The organism is Kerstersia similis, assembly GCF_965139615.1.
GTDB classification, from domain to species: domain Bacteria; phylum Pseudomonadota; class Gammaproteobacteria; order Burkholderiales; family Burkholderiaceae_B; genus Kerstersia; species Kerstersia similis.
This window is the reverse complement of record NZ_CBCSIQ010000001.1, coordinates 96,049-111,244: the sequence shown is the minus strand read 5'-3', so window position 1 is coordinate 111,244 and position 15,196 is coordinate 96,049. Positions and strand designations below refer to the sequence as shown.

The window sequence follows — 15,196 nt, the reverse complement described above, 5'->3', positions numbered from 1 at the left end:
GCGGACAGCGTGGCAGCCCGCCCGGCAGCGGATTTCCCCTGCCCGGCTGCCCTGATCCAGCCGCCATGCCCGCCTGCGGGCATGGCCCTGAGCCCCCGTTTCAAATTTCCTGCACATTCCCGGGTTAGAGTAACGTTCCCAGCGATCCGAGGTTTTCATGATGTCCGCTCGTCCGTCTTCCGGCTCCTTCCGCTTTTCTGCACGGCACGGCCAGCGTCCTCTGCTGCTGGTATTACTGGCCCTCACCCTGGTGGCTTGTTCCAATGAAAAGGCCGCGCCGCCACCCGCCCCGGTCGCAGAGGTCATCGTGCAGCCGGTCGCCACGCAGGCCTTGGCTGTCAACCAGCGCTTGCCCGGTCGTACCGTGGCCTACATGATCTCCGATGTCCGCCCTCAGGTCGGTGGCATCCTGCAGAAACGGCTCTTCACGGAAGGCCAGGACGTCAAGGCGGGCGAGGTGCTGTACCAGATCGACCCGGCCAGCTACCAAGCAGCCCTGGACAGCGCCAAAGCCAATCTGGCCCAGGCGGAAGCGGCCGTGCTGGCAGCCCGCCCCAAGGCCCAGCGCTATGCCAACCTGTTGAAGCTCGACGCCGTCAGCCAGCAGGCGGCCGATGAAGCTCAGGCCACGCTGCGCCAGAACGAAGCGGCGGTTCTGGCCGCCCAGGCCGCACTGCAGACGGCTCGCATCAATCTGGACTACACGCGGATCAAGGCACCCATTTCCGGTGTGGTGGGAACATCCAGCTATACCCCTGGCGCGCTGGTGACCAGCAATCAGGAAACACCGCTCACCACGATCCGGCAGCTCGACCCTATCTATGTGGATGTCTCGCTTTCCAGCGCGCAGCTGCTGTCTTTGCGCAAACGTATGAGCAGTGGGGCACTCAAGTCCGCAGGCGAAGCCATAGACGTCCGTGTCCTGCTGGAGGACGGCAGCACCTACGACCAGACCGGCTCGCTGGCATTCATCGGCACCTCGGTCGGCACCGGCACGGGCGATGTCCTGCTGCGCGCCGTACTGCCCAATCCGGATGGCCTGCTGCTGCCCGGCATGTATGTCCGGGCGGAACTGCCCATGGCCATCAATGACAATGCCATCCTGGTGCCGCAAAGCGCCATTACCCGCAACACCCGTGGCGAAGCCACGGTACAGCTGGTGGACGACGACAACCAGCTCAGCCAGCGCGTCATTCAGCTGGGTGATGCCCTGGGCGACCAATGGATCGTGCTCTCCGGCCTGCAGGCCGGCGAACGCCTGGTCATCGCGGGAGGCAGCCGGCTCAAGCCCGGCGCCACCGTGAACCCGGTGGAGGCAAACAGCCAGGCGGTGGCCGCTGCGCCCGCTCCTGCCGCACGCTAATCCCGCGAGGAGCCTGACGACGTGTCCCGCTTTTTCATTGATCGCCCCATCTTCGCCTGGGTTATCGCCATCGTCATCATGCTGGCCGGCCTGCTGTCGATCAAACTGCTGCCCCTGGAGCAGTACCCGGATATCGCCCCCCCTTCCGTCTCCATCCGCGCCACCTACAACGGCGCATCGGCCGAAACGGTGGAAAACTCCGTCACGCAGGTGATCGAGCAGCAGATGACCGGGCTGGACAACCTGATGTACATGTCCTCGACCAGCAGTTCGTCGGGCACCTCGCAGATCTCGTTGACCTTTGAGTCGGGCACCAACCCGGATACCGCCCAGGTACAGGTGCAGAACAAGCTGAAACAGGCGGAACGCATGCTGCCCGAGCCGGTGCAGGATACCGGCGTCACCGTCACCAAGTCGTCAGGCAATATCTTCATGGTGCTGGCCTTCACCTCCGAAGACGGCAGCATGAACCGCACCGATATCGCCGACTACATGGCGGCGACGTTGCAGGACCCCATTGGCCGCGTCAATGGCGTGGGCAATGTGCAGGTGATGGGATCCAAGTATTCCATGCGTATCTGGCTGGATCCGGACAAGCTGCGCACCTATAACCTGATGCCTTCGGATGTCTCCAATGCCATCCAGGCACAGAACAACGACGTTTCATCGGGTGCCCTGGGCGCACTGCCCTCGATCCAGGGGCAACGCCTGAATGCCACCATCAGTTCGCGCAGCCGCCTGCAAACGCCTGAACAGTTCGAGCGCATCATTCTCAAGGCTGCCCCCAACGGCAGCGCGGTCTATCTGTCCGATGTCGCGACCGTCGAACTGGGCAGCGAAAGCTATGCCATCAGCAGCCAATTCAACGGCAAGGTATCCGCCGGCCTGGGCATCGAGCTGGCCAGCGACGCCAATGCCCTGGATGTCTCGCATGCGGTCAAGGAAAAACTCGCGCAACTGTCCGAGTTCTTCCCGCCGGGCCTCAGCTACCAGGTTGCCTACGACACGACGCCCTTCGTGCAGATTTCCATCAAGGAAGTCGTCAAGACCCTGATCGAAGCCATCGTCCTGGTGGTGCTGATCATGTACCTGTTCCTGCAGAACTGGCGCGCCACCCTGATCCCGGCCATTGCCGTGCCCATCGTGCTGCTGGGAACCTTCGGGGTTCTGGCCGCGCTGGGCTACTCCATCAATACACTGAGCATGTTCGGCATGGTTCTGGCCATCGGCCTGCTGGTGGACGACGCCATTGTCGTGGTGGAGAACGTCGAACGGGTGATGATCACAGAAGGCCTGTCGCCCCGCGAAGCCACGCGCAAATCCATGGGCCAGATCACCGGCGCCCTGGTTGGGATCGCCCTGGTCCTGACTGCAGTGTTCCTGCCCATGGCCTTCTTTGGCGGTGCAACCGGCATGATTTACCGCCAGTTCTCGGTCACGATCGCGGCATCCATGATTCTTTCGGTACTGGTCGCCATGACGCTGACGCCAGCCCTGTGCGCCAGCTTTCTGAAGCCGCTGCCCGCCAGCGCCCATGCCAGCCGGCGCGGCCCGTTGGGCCGCTTCTTCGGCTGGTTCAATCATGCCTTCGACCGCAGCGCCACGCGCTACCAGCACGGGGTGCGCCGGGTCATCACGCATCGGCTGGCCTCCTTGTTCGTCTATGTGCTGCTGCTGGCCGTGATGGCCTTGCTGTTCTGGCGCCTGCCGACCTCGTTTCTCCCGGAAGAGGATCAAGGCATCCTGATGGTGCAGGTCAAGCTGAACCCCGGCACCACGCAGGAAGTCACGGTCGAAACCATGGGCAAACTGACCGATTACGCCCTGAGCCAGCCGGAGATCCAGTCCGTCATGGCCATTTCCGGCTTCAGTTACAGCGGCAACGGCCAGAACGTCGGCATGGCCTTCGTCAAACTCAAGGATTGGTCTGAACGCCAGGCCAATGCCCAGGAAATCGGCCGGCGCATTTCCGCTGAAATGGCGAAGGTCAAGGACGCACAGATCTTCGCCATGGCGCCCTCCGGTATTCCCGGCATGGGCCGCAGCACCGGCTTTACCTTGCAATTGCAGGATCTGGGCGGCGTCGGGCATGACGCGCTGGTCGATGCCAAGAATGAGTTGCTGCGCCTGGCGGCCGATAACCCGAATCTCATCAATGTCCGTTATGGCGGCCAGGAAGATTCCCCCTCGTTCGATATCAAGATCGACGATGCCCGGGCGGCGGCGCTGGATGTCTCGCTGGTGGACATCAACAATACGCTCTCCATCGCCATGGGCGGCTCCTACGTCAACGACTTCATCAATCGCGGGCGTATCAAGAAGGTCTATGTGCAAGGCGAGGCGGAATCCCGCATGTTGCCGCAGGACATCAACCGCTGGTGGGTACGCAACAGCAACGGGGAAATGGTGTCGTTCGCCGCCTTCTCGACCAATGACTGGAGCCAGGCGCCCGCCGCGCTGGCGCGCTTCAACGGTTCAGCCGCGTTGGAAATTACCGGCGAGCCTGCGCCCGGCGTCAGTTCCGGCACGGCCATGACCGAAATCGCCAGCCTGGTCTCCCGCTTGCCGGCCGGCATCGGCTACGCCTGGTCAGGCCTGTCTTACCAGGAACAGATCTCCGGCGCACAGGCGCCGCTGCTCTATGCCGTCTCGCTGCTGTTCGTTTTCCTGTGCCTGGCGGCGCTTTATGAAAGCTGGTCGATTCCGTTTTCCGTCATGCTGGCCGTGCCCATCGGTATCGTGGGAGCGCTGCTGCTGACCTATTCGCGCGGCCTGGCCAATGACGTTTACTTCCAGGTCGGGCTGCTGGCTACGGTCGGCCTGGCCGCCAAGAACGGTATCCTGATCGTGGAGTTTGCCCGGGATCTGGAAAGCCGGGGCATGAACCTGATAGACGCAACGCTACACGCATCCCGAATGCGCCTGCGCCCCATCATCATGACTTCGCTGGCCTTCCTGCTGGGCGTTTTCCCGCTGGTGATCAGTTCCGGGGCCGGCGCCGGCGGACGCCACTCGCTAGGCACCGGCGTGTTCGGCGGCACCCTGGTCTCCACCCTGCTGGGCATTTTCTTCGTACCGCTGTTCTATGTCATCGTGCGCAGCCTGATGCCTGGGCGCAAGCGCGTCACGCGCCATGATGAGGATCCAAGCTGATGTCTGCCTCTCCCTATCCTCTGCGCCGCCTGGGGCTTGCCGCGTTGTTGTTCGCCCTGGCCGGCTGCACCACGCTGGCGCCCGATTACGAACGTCCGCAGCCGCCGGTTCCCGCCAGCCTGGACGGCACCGCCAACCCGGCGGCCGCCTACGCACCTCTCGCCTGGCGCGCGGTTTTCGCTGACCCGCAACTACGCCAGGTCATCGAGCTTGCCCTGGCCAACAACCGCGACCTGCGCGTGGCCCTGCTCAATATTGAAAAGGCGCGCGCGCAGTACCGCATCCAGCGCGCCGACAGCTGGCCATCGGTCAATCTCAACGGCCAGCACAGCGCATCTCGCGCCGTTGCGGGCGAAGACGGCACCCAGGTCAACCGCGGCAGCTCTCTGCAGGCCGGCCTGAGCAGTTGGGAACTGGATCTGTTCGGACGCCTGCGCAGTCTCAATCAGCAAGCGCTGGAGACCTATCTGGCAACGGAACAGACCCAACGCAGCACCCAGCTCAGCCTGATGGCCGAAACAGCAAGCGCCTGGCTGGAGATAGCCGCCAGCAAGCAGCGCCTGGCTGTGGCGCAGGATACGCTTGCCAGCCAGCAGCACACCCTGAAACTGACCCGTGCCATGCATGAAGAAGGCGTGGTTTCCGGCGTTGACCTCGCTTCCGTGCAAGCCAGCGTGGAAAGCGCCAGGGTGGATGTTTCCACCTATAAAACGGATCTGGCCCAGGCCCGCAATGCGCTGGACCTGCTGACAGGCATGCCGGTGCCAGCCGGACTGCTGCCCGATGCCGGACACGGCGCCATGCAGGCGTCCGTCGCCCTGAGCGCGCTGCCGGCAGGCCTGCCCTCCACCGTGCTCCTGCAACGCCCGGATGTCCAGGCTGCGGAACATGCGCTAATGGCGGCAAATGCAAATATCGGCGCCGCCCGCGCCGCCTTTTTCCCCCGCATCTCCCTCACCGCAGGTGCCGGCATAGGCAGCCAGGGATTGTCGGATCTGTTCGATGGCGGCGGGCACCGCATCTGGTCGTTCGTGCCCAGCATCACGCTGCCCATTTTCAATGCTGGCGCCTTGCACGCCGAACTGGATGTCGCCACCGTGAGTCGCGACATCAACGTTGCCCAGTACGAGCGCGCCATCCAGACCGCCTTCAGGGAAACGGCCGATGCGCTGGCCGTGCGCCAACGGATTGCGGAACGCCTCGATGCCCAGCAGGCACTGGTCGCCGCCAACCAGCGCAGCTACGACCTCGCCGATGCGCGCTACCGCAACGGCGTGGACAGCTACCTGGAAACCCTGACCGCGCAGCGCAGCCTGTACAGCGCACGCCAAGGCCTGATTGGCCTGCGGCTGGAGGAAGCCATCAACCGCATCACGCTGTTCAGGGTGCTGGGCGGCGATGCCGGCAACGAAGCAGCGCCCGTGCTGGCCTCGTCAGCCAGCGCGCAGCCTGCAGATACCCCCTGACCCGGAGACGGGCCAGGAGCGCGTCCCGCCCTGCCGCGTCACCACGGGCTGAGCGGGATGCGCCGCCGCGCGCCTGCGCCGGTCTTACTCTCGATCTGCACCCTTGAGAACAGCCCCGCCCCGCTCCTTCAGGATCAGGACCAGGCTGCGGGTACTCTCGGCGTAGGTGTCGCAAGCACCAGCGGCCCCCATCTCGCGCAGTGCGCTGCCGATATAAACCGAAAAATATTCTTCCTGGCCCACGCCCATATGACTGGCGACCTGCTGGGCCGTGCCGGCAAGCAGGGCAGCATCACCCGCCTCCAGGCCTTCGAGAGTGCAATTGCTGGCAACAAGATTCGCCAGCGCCAAGCCATGCAGCGAGGGCTCGGAAGCCCACTCGGCGATCTCGCTCTCGGGCGGCGTCTGGATCACGGACAGGACCTCGCGTTCAGCCGCCTGCCCAGCCGTGGCAAACAGGCCAGCCAACGCCACCAGCACCCCCATGCGCAAGCGTAGAAGCAAAGAACTTGAAAAAATTTCAGGGAGAATCATGGTGAGATGAGCCCGGATGCGTATGCGGATCCGGCAGCAGGAAACACCCGTTCAGCGCTTCCTGCTGCCTGCCTGGGCTGCCGCCCAGGCAGGCAGCACAGAGGACCATCAGGCCTGTTTCAAGACTTCCAGTTCCCAGCGCAGGCGCTCGTCGAAACCCGCCACATCCTGGCCCCCGGTGGCCAGCGCTGCGCCATCCAGCGATACCACCCAGGCGCCATCGACGAAAGCAATGGACACATTATCCGGCTCTGCCACCAGGCGGCGCGTGACCGCACCGATATCCTTAGGATTGGCAAACACGCGCGACAGCAGCAGCTCCTCGCCATTGCCGCTCAGCAAACGGAAGCGGAACGCGCCATCCTCGTCACGGAAACTCACAAAGCGCGGCGGCTTTGGCGCGACAGCGCTTTCTTCCTTGTTCGCCACCGGTGCCACCGCTGTCTTCAGGCTGCGCAGCCCCACGGCGGCACGCAAGGTTTCCAGTGCAGGAACGGATTCCTGACGCGCCTTGCGGGCACCCGCCAGCAGGATGTCCTCGATATCATCCGGCCTTGCGATCAGTGCCTCATAACGCTCGCGCATGGGCGCCAGCAAGCGTTCCAGCAAGACCAGAAATGCCTTCTTGGCATCGCCCCAGCCCATGCCGTCGAGCAGTTGCTGGCGGAACACTGCCGTTTCCTCGGCGCTGCCGAAGGCGCGATAGAGCGTGAACAGATGCGATGCATCCGGGTCCTTGGCTTCGCCCGGCTCACGCGAGTCGGTCACGATGCGCATGACGGCATCCTGCAAGGCACGTGCACCGCCCGCAAACAAGGGAATGGTGTTGTCGTAGCTCTTGGACATCTTGCGGCCATCCAGGCCCGGCAAGGTCGCGACTTCTTCGGCGATCTCGACGGCCGGCAGCACGAACAGATCCTTGCCCTGGCCGTACAGATGATTGAAGCGCTGCGCGATATCGCGGGCCATTTCCAAATGCTGGATCTGGTCACGCCCCACCGGCACGCGATGGGCATTGAACATCAGGATATCGGCCGCCATCAGCACCGGATAGGAAAACAGGCCCATGGTGATGCCATCATCAGCCTCTGCGTCGCGGGCCAGGTTCTGATCCACAGCCGCCTTGTAGGCATGCGCGCGGTTCATCAGGCCCTTGGATGTCACGCAGGTCAGCAGCCACGACAGTTCCGGAATTTCCGGAATATCGGACTGACGATAGAACGTGACGCGCTCGGTATCCAGCCCTGCGGCCAGCCAGGTCGCTGCAATTTCCAGACGCGAACGCGCAATACGCTCGGGATCATCGCACTTGATCAAGGCGTGGAAGTCGGCCAGGAAGAAATAGGCATCGACATCCGGCTCGGTGCTGGCGCTGATCGCCGGGCGGATGGCGCCCGCGTAATTGCCCAGATGGGGAATGCCGGTGGTGGTAATGCCTGTCAGTACACGCGTAGTCATGGTATCGGGAGGAAAGCAAGGCTGAACGGAACCCGGCTGCGCAAGACCTGCGCAACACGGATTAACGGCTCAAGTGTAACGCGGCTCATCGCAGGCACGCAGGACAAGCCGCCCGCCCTTGCCCGCCATGACACGAAAAGCAGGCAGTACCGGCCGGGCAGCCCCCGGCCGTGAGGTTTACAGCGCGGACACCATGCGGCGCTCGCTCTCCAGGTACTCACGCGACTGCATTTCCACGATACGCGATACCGTACGGTGAAACTCGTTGGCCATGGGGCCATCTACGTACAGCTGCTCGGCCTCGCACTCCGCCGACATGACCAGTTTCACCTTGTGGTCGTACAGCACGTCGATCAACCAGGTAAACCGCCGCGCGGCAGACGCATCCCGCGCAGTCATGCGCGGCACATCGGACAAAAGCACCGCCTCGAAACGGGCGGCCAGTGCCAGGTAATCATTCTGAGAACGCGGACCGTCGCACAGCGTCTTGAAATCAAACCACACGACGTCTTCCGCCAGGCGGACTGCCCGCAGTTCCCTATGCTCCACCTCCAGCACCGGCGGCTCCTGCCGCGGCGTGTGGGCGAAGTGCGCAAAGGCACGCTCCATATGGGCATCGGCCTGCGGCCCGAGCGGCGTGTAATAACAATCGACCTGCTCCAGCGCACGCTGGCGATAGTCCACGCCGGTATCGACGTTCATGATGTCCATCCGATCCTGGATCAAGGCGATGGCAGGCAGGATCCGGTCGCGGTGCAGGCCCTCGGGATACAAGGTGGAAGGCTCGTAATTGGAGGTCATGATGAAGGACACGCCATACTCGAACAGCTTGAGCAGCAGCCGGTAGAGGATCATGGCGTCGGCTACGTCCGAGACATGGAACTCGTCGAAGCAGATCAGCTGGTATTTGTCGGCGACACGGCGCGCCACTTCGTCGAGCGGATCCTCCATGCCTTTGACGGATTCCAGCTCTTTGTGGACACCGCGCATGAACTCATGGAAATGCAGGCGTCCCTTGCGTTCGACAGGCGCCGTCTCAAAGAACGCATCCATCAGGAAGCTTTTGCCGCGCCCCACGCCGCCCCAGAAATAGACGCCGCGCGGCGCCGGCTCATGACGCCGGAACAAGCGGCCGAACAGACCGCTTTCGCGCTTCAGATAGACTTCCCAATCGTCGTAATAGCGTTGCAGGCGCTCTATCGCCGTGCGCTGCGCTGCATCAGGCTTGTAGCCGCGCTCGGCCAGAGCATGTTCGTAATACTCGATGACATTCATGCGCCCATCACTCCTTGGCATGCGCAGACAAAGCGAAAGACGCACCGGCATGCGCCATCATCTTCCGCTCAAAAGAACGATTGTACGGGCGGGTTGGCAGCAGAAACATAGATATCACGGAAAATCCTGTCAAAACCCCCGGATGTCTCGTCTGAACTGCCCGCCGGCCATGCCGGTTTCTTGCCGGACACTTCACGCCAACCGTCCCGCCAGCGGATCCGACCTTAATCTGCCTGTCCCTCAGGCGGCAACAGCCGCAGGCAATGTTCGGCCAGGTCCTGCGCGAACGGCTCGACCGTCGCGGCGCGAGCCGCGATCAGGTCATCGGTCGCGCCATGCACACCAGCATAGATCAGCAGCGCGACCATACGCGGCCTGGGCGCAGCCCAGACGCCTGCTGCCGCCCCGCCCTCGACGATGTGCAGCAGCTGGGCCAGGATGGCGTTGCGCGCCGGGTTGTCACGATCCAGGTGGTGATGGTTGGTATAGACCATATCGTGCGTGCGGTACGTCTGCGCATACGCCGCGACGCTGGCCTCAATCCAGGCGCGCAGGCGCCCGGCCCAATCGTCCTCGGCGCAGGCCGCCACCGCGCGCTCCAGACTAGCCAGGAACTGCTGGGTATAGCGACGCTCCAGCGCTTCCAGCATCTCACTCTTGGAGGAAAAGTAATGATAGAAGGTGCCCTTGGCCACCTGCGCCTTCTCAACAATTTCACTCACCGTCGTCGCTTCCACCCCTTTCTCCAGGAACAGGGTTTCAGCGGCCGCCATCAATTCTTCCAACCGGACTTCGGCGGGTTTGGTTCGCGCCGTCGCCGCCTTGGCAACGACAGTCGCAGGAACGGGCGGATCCACAGGATTGACGGTCATCCTTCTCGACTCTTGGTTAGCGGTTCATCGGTATATCACTGCCGGGGACACCACGGCCAGACCTGACGGCAGCCAGCAGTGCTTTTCTGTCCCAGCCTGAGCAGAACGGGACGGAAAAGCCGCTGGCAGTCTAATTGAAATCTTCTCATAGCCCCTAAAAAAAATCGAACATTTCATTGACCGACGGTCAGTCGATTGATAGCATGCATTGGAATCGAGATAACAATTCGCATTTCCAGCAACGGGAATCCCTCACCATGAACACCGCACGCCGTCGTGCCGCATTGGCTGCTGCCTATCTAGGCACCTTTCTTGCCACACTGGATATCAGCATCGTCAACGTGGCGCTGCCCACCATGCAAACCGCTTTGCATACCGACATTGCCGGCTTGCAGTGGGTCGTCAACGCCTATGCCATCTGCCTGTCCGCATTGATGCTGTCTGCCGGCCCGGCCGCTGACCGCCACGGCCACAAACGCGCCTGGCTGGCCGGCGTCATTCTGTTCACGGCAGGCTCTGCCGTTTGCGGACTGGCTCCGAATCTAGGCATCCTGTTGGCCGGCCGTGCCATTCAAGGCGTTGCTGCGGCCCTGCTGATCGCTGGCGCCCTGCCCATCCTCACGCATATTTTCCCGGAGCCCAAGGCGCGCGCCAGCGCTATCGGCGGCTGGTCTGCCTTCTCGGCCCTGGCCTTGATTCTCGGGCCGCTACTGGGCGGATTGCTGCTGGACAGCCTGGGCTGGCAAAGCATTTTCCTCATCAACCTGCCGCTAGGCCTGCTGGCGGTTGCCCTGGGAGCCTGGGGCATTCCGGAACGTCGTTTTCCCGACCATGCCGCCCGCGACCCCTGGGGCCAGGCATTGAGCGTCATCGCGCTGGGCGCCTTGGCCTACGGCCTGATCCAGGCTGGAGAAACCGGATTCCTCACGCCATTGACCTTGCTGACGCTGGGCCTGGCGCTGGCCGGTTTCGTTCTGTTCATCCTCGTGGAACGGCGTGTCGCACGACCTCTGTTGCCTTTGGCCCTGTTCCGCCACACGGCTTTCGTCCTGGCCAACAACGCCTCATTCATGCTGGGCTTCGCCTATTACAGCAGCCTCTTTTTCTTCTCCATCTACCTGCAGCAGATCCACGGCTGGTCTCCGGTGGAAACCGGCTGGCGCATGATGCCGCAATTCGTCGTAACGGCTTGCCTCTCCATGCTGTTCGGGCGCCTGGGCATGTGGCTGTCGGTACGCACCCTGATGCTTTGCGGCTATGCACTGATTGCTGTCGCCATGTTCGCGATGATGGGATGCGACGCCACGACCGCCTACGGAGTCATCGGTTTGAATCTGGCCTTGCTGGGCGCCGGTGCAGGGTTGGCCGTGCCCGCCACCAGCCTGGTCATCATGGGTATGGCCCCGCCGGAACAGGCGGGCTCTGTCTCGGCCACCATGAATGCGCTGCGCCAGGCTGGCATGACGCTGGGCATTGCCTTGCTCGGTGCGCTCATGAGCAGCGATGCCACCCGGCAACTCGCGTTGCGCGCGGCCAAGGCAGGCTTGCCTGACGCAAGCGCCCTGGCGCAACAGGTCATTACGCAGCATCGGTTCCCTGCCGGGCTGGCCGCGCAGCTGGCGGACAGCTACACCGCCGCCATGACCAGCGGCTTCCATCTGGCCATGCTGGGCGCCGGTCTCGCCAGCCTGCTGGCGCTTGCCGGGCTGCTGCGGATGCGCATACCGGCGCCCGCGCAGGCATGACGCTGTTTGCGCCAGGCGTGCCGCCCTGACTCAGTCCGTGCCAGCCCTGGCCAGCCAACCACGCAGGAACAACTCCAGCGCAGCAATGGCCTGGGCCAGCCGGCGGTTGCCATCTTCCCCGTCTGCAATCCAGAAGGCGGCTTCCGCCAGGCTGCCGTAAAGCAGGGACGCCAATGCCTGCGGATTTGCCTCGGCCACCACGCCCTGCTCAATCAGGCGACCGATCAGGCGCTGCATGGAGTCCACGCAGTGACGCTGTGACTCCGGCGTGGCGCCCCCCAGCACGGCCCTGGCATCACGCAACACAATGCGCTGAATTTCCGGCTCCAGCGCCATCTCCAGATATGCGCGGCAACGGCCACGAAACCCTTCCCAATCCCCTTCGGCGGCATCGGTAATGGCTTGCAGGCGCGCATCCATTTCCGCATCTATCTGATCCACGACTGCCGCCAGCAATCCCTTCTTGTCACCGAAATGGTGATACAGCGCGCCGCGCGTCAAACCGGCTTGCGCAGTCAGCTCGTCCATCGACGCATCGGCATAGCCTTTTTCCCCAAACGCTTGACGGGCCGTTGCCAGTAAGGCTGCCCGGGTTTCCTCCATATCGGCACGGGTACGGCGAACCATTTCCTCTCCTTTACATACTTTTCGTATGATTATTTACATACGTTCCGTATGAATATATGATTTCATACATACGACATGTATGTATTTTCCCTGCCTTGCCTTCTGCCGGCAAGCGCAAATTCGCCGGAGCATTCAATGGCAAACCCTTATCGAGCACTTTTCACCATCCCAGGCACCAAAGGCTTCACCCTGGCCGGCCTGCTGGCGCGCCTGCCGCTGCCCATGTCTGGCATAGGCATCATCACCATGTTGTCGCAATTGCGCGGCAGCTATGCCTTGGCGGGCGCCGTCGCCGCCACATTTGTCCTGACCTACGCCCTGGTGTCGCCGCAGATTTCCCGTCTGGTGGATCATTATGGCCAGCGTCGCATCCTGCCTATCGTCACCCTCCTCAGCACCCTTGGCTTCCTGCTCCTGATAAGCGCCAACGGATTGCAGGCCCATGATGGGCTGCTGTTCATCGGTGCTTTGCTGGCAGGCTGCATGCCCAGCATCTCGGCCATGGTACGCGCGCGCTGGACAACGCTGTACCGTCACCAGCCACTTTTGCAAACGGCGTATTCACTGGAAACCGTCCTGGATGAGCTGACGTTCATTGCCGGGCCACCGTTGGCAGTGGGCCTATCTGTAACGGTCTGGCCGCAGGCGGGCCTGGCGGCTGCCGCGATATGCCTGCTGATCGGCGTCTCTGTCCTGGTGGCACAACGCCGCACCGAGCCCCCCGTCACAACAAGACGCACTGCCATCACAGGTGCCAGGCCCGTGTTATTCCTGCCACATATGGCCTGGCTGATCCTGCTCATGACGGCCATGGGCGTCATCGTCGGCACCGTGGATATCGTCAGCGTGGCTTTTGCCGAACACGCGGGCCAACCCGCTGCCGCCAGCCTGGTGCTATCTGCCTATGCCGCAGGCTCATGCCTGGCCGGCCTGCTATTTGGCACCATCAAACATCCCGCCCCCCTGCATCGCCTGCTCCTGGCGGGCGGGTGCGCGACGGCCGCCACCACGCTTCCCCTGCTGCTGGCCGGCAGCATCCCGGCGCTGGCGGGTGCCGTTCTGTTGGCCGGTTTGTTCTTCTCTCCCACCATGATCGTAGCCATGTCGCTGGTTGAGCGCCTGGTGCCGGAACAGCGGCTGACCGAAGGCATGACCTGGCTGCTGGCCGGTTTGAATATCGGCGTTGCCCTGGGTGCGGCGGCATCTGGCCAGATGATAGATGGAGGCAGTGCAAACACGGGATTCCTCGTTTCTGTCGGCGCAGGCGCCGCAGTGCTGCTCATCACCTTGCGCAGCCACCACGGCCTGCGTACCCATGCCGCCCCGGCCACGGCGTAATCGCCGCTGGGCCCCAGACCCCCACAGCACCACCGAGCCGCCTAGCGGCTGCGCCACAGCCGCGACAGCCGCGACAGCGCGGCCACTGCGCAATCCCCCCAAAGTCAAGACCCCCTTGAGTCAAGAACCCATTCCACGCCCCTATCATGCCTGCATCACCAATCAGCACGAATCCGACCACTTCCTCCTGGCTGGCCGTCACGACGGTCAGTCTTGCCACGTTCTCAGTCGTCACCACCGAAATGCTCCCAGTGGGCCTGCTGACCCCGATCGCGGAGACGCTGGACATTTCCACCGGCACCGCCGGCCTGATGATTTCCTTGCCTGCACTGCTGGCCGCGCTGTTCGCCCCCTTGGTGGTCATCAGTGCCGGCAACAGGGATAGGCGGGGCATTCTGTGCACACTCCTCACACTCCTGGTCATCGCCAACCTGGCCTCCGCCCTGGCTCCCAGCCTGCCCTGGATGCTGGGCGCACGTATCCTGGTGGGGTTCTGCATGGGCGGCATCTGGGCCATTGCCGGTGGCCTGGCGTCCCGGCTCGTTCCTGCACATGCCGTCGGCATGGCGACTTCCCTTATCTTTGGCGGCGTGGCCGCCGCCTCGGTACTGGGCATGCCCCTGGGTGCATGGCTGGGCGAGCTTGCCGGATGGCGCTGGGCCTTCGGCAGCATGGCCATGCTGAGCGGGCTGGTGCTGCTGCTTCAGCTTGTCGCGCTTCCGGCGCTACCGGTCAATCACTCCTCCTCCCTGAAGCAATTCGTCGAGCAATTTGCCAATCGGCCTCTGCTGTTCGGTCTGCTCATGACCGTGCTGCTGGTTGCCGGGCACTTCCTGGCCTTTACCTTTGTGCGCCCCCTTTTGCTCTCGGCGGCCCACATTCCGGCCCACTGGATCGCCAGCTTGCTGTTCGGCTACGGGCTGGCGGGCATTGCGGGCAACTTCCTGGCCGGTCTGCTTGCCGGGCGGCATACTGCACTGACGCTGGCCATCATTGCACTGGGGCTGCTGTTGACGCCGCTGCTGTTCCTTGCGGCCGGCCACACGCCGCTTGGCGGCACATTCACGCTGATGATCTGGGGCCTGGCCTATGGTGGCGTTTCGGTCGGCTTGATGAGCTGGATGATGAAAGCCGCGCCCGATGCCATTGAAATCGCCACTGCCTTGTATGTAGGGGTATTCAATATCAGTATCGCCCTGGGTGCCTGGTCGGGCGGACAGATCGTGGATCGCTACGGCCTGACAGGCAATCTCCGGCTCATGACGGGGTTCGCCGCGCTGGCCTTGCTATTGAGTGCCGGCCTGTGCCTGCGCATACGGCTACGTACCGGCGCAACCCAGCGGTGAAGCGCAGCAGAGCCAGGGC

The 15,196-nt window shown here is 63.2% G+C and carries 11 protein-coding genes; 6 read left to right on the top strand and 5 right to left on the bottom strand.

Annotated features, from left to right (window positions below):
* The first annotated feature begins 157 nt into the window (after window positions 1-157).
* Genes ACNA1V_RS00420 through ACNA1V_RS00410 form a run of 3 tightly spaced genes read left to right on the top strand, consistent with a single transcriptional unit; the run spans window position 158 to window position 5,982 of the window.
* The gene (locus tag ACNA1V_RS00420) at window positions 158-1,363 is read left to right on the top strand and encodes an efflux RND transporter periplasmic adaptor subunit (RefSeq protein WP_415831592.1); all 1,206 of its coding nucleotides are present in this window, start codon (window positions 158-160) and stop codon (window positions 1,361-1,363) included.
* A 21-nt stretch (window positions 1,364-1,384) separates the two neighbouring features.
* Complete coding sequence (locus ACNA1V_RS00415) at window positions 1,385-4,516, top strand: efflux RND transporter permease subunit (RefSeq protein ID WP_415831591.1); 3,132 nt, start codon at window positions 1,385-1,387, stop codon at window positions 4,514-4,516.
* On the top strand, window positions 4,516-5,982 hold the full coding sequence (locus ACNA1V_RS00410; RefSeq protein ID WP_415831590.1) for an efflux transporter outer membrane subunit: 1,467 nt from the start codon (window positions 4,516-4,518) through the stop codon (window positions 5,980-5,982). Before ACNA1V_RS00415 ends, ACNA1V_RS00410 begins: the two co-directional genes overlap by 1 nt.
* Window positions 5,983-6,066: 84 nt before the next feature.
* On the opposite strand, the gene ACNA1V_RS00405 is transcribed toward ACNA1V_RS00410, so the two are convergent.
* From ACNA1V_RS00405 to ACNA1V_RS00390, 4 genes are all read right to left on the bottom strand, one after another.
* A complete protein-coding gene (locus ACNA1V_RS00405; RefSeq protein WP_415831589.1) occupies window positions 6,067-6,516 on the bottom strand; it encodes a hypothetical protein in 450 nt (149 codons plus the stop codon).
* A 108-nt stretch (window positions 6,517-6,624) separates the two neighbouring features.
* The gene (locus ACNA1V_RS00400; RefSeq protein WP_415831588.1) at window positions 6,625-7,974 is read right to left on the bottom strand and encodes a tryptophan--tRNA ligase; all 1,350 of its coding nucleotides are present in this window, start codon (window positions 7,972-7,974) and stop codon (window positions 6,625-6,627) included.
* A 177-nt stretch (window positions 7,975-8,151) separates the two neighbouring features.
* Window positions 8,152-9,249 carry a cell division protein ZapE gene (gene zapE, locus ACNA1V_RS00395; protein ID WP_415831587.1) on the bottom strand — a complete coding sequence of 366 codons (1,098 nt, stop codon included), beginning with the start codon at window positions 9,247-9,249 and terminating at the stop codon, window positions 8,152-8,154.
* A gap of 224 nt (window positions 9,250-9,473) precedes the next feature.
* A complete protein-coding gene (locus ACNA1V_RS00390) occupies window positions 9,474-10,121 on the bottom strand; it encodes a TetR/AcrR family transcriptional regulator (RefSeq protein WP_415831586.1) in 648 nt (215 codons plus the stop codon).
* Window positions 10,122-10,378: 257 nt separating this feature from the next.
* On the opposite strand from ACNA1V_RS00390, the gene ACNA1V_RS00385 reads away from it, so the two are divergent.
* Window positions 10,379-11,866: an MFS transporter gene (locus ACNA1V_RS00385; RefSeq protein WP_415831585.1), complete on the top strand. Its 1,488-nt coding sequence runs from the start codon at window positions 10,379-10,381 to the stop codon at window positions 11,864-11,866.
* A 30-nt stretch (window positions 11,867-11,896) separates the two neighbouring features.
* Here the strand turns inward: ACNA1V_RS00385 and ACNA1V_RS00380 are convergent, their stop codons facing one another.
* Complete coding sequence (locus ACNA1V_RS00380) at window positions 11,897-12,493, bottom strand: TetR/AcrR family transcriptional regulator (RefSeq protein WP_415831584.1); 597 nt, start codon at window positions 12,491-12,493, stop codon at window positions 11,897-11,899.
* A gap of 135 nt (window positions 12,494-12,628) precedes the next feature.
* Here ACNA1V_RS00380 and ACNA1V_RS00375 point away from each other — a divergent pair, with 135 nt between their 5' ends.
* Together ACNA1V_RS00375 and ACNA1V_RS00370 are read left to right on the top strand one after the other, a co-directional pair.
* Window positions 12,629-13,831, top strand: coding sequence for an MFS transporter (locus ACNA1V_RS00375; RefSeq protein ID WP_415831583.1), 1,203 nt, complete (start codon window positions 12,629-12,631; stop codon window positions 13,829-13,831).
* 146 nt (window positions 13,832-13,977) lie between these two features.
* The gene (locus ACNA1V_RS00370) at window positions 13,978-15,177 is read left to right on the top strand and encodes an MFS transporter (protein WP_415831582.1); all 1,200 of its coding nucleotides are present in this window, start codon (window positions 13,978-13,980) and stop codon (window positions 15,175-15,177) included.
* Window positions 15,178-15,196 lie beyond the last annotated feature (19 nt).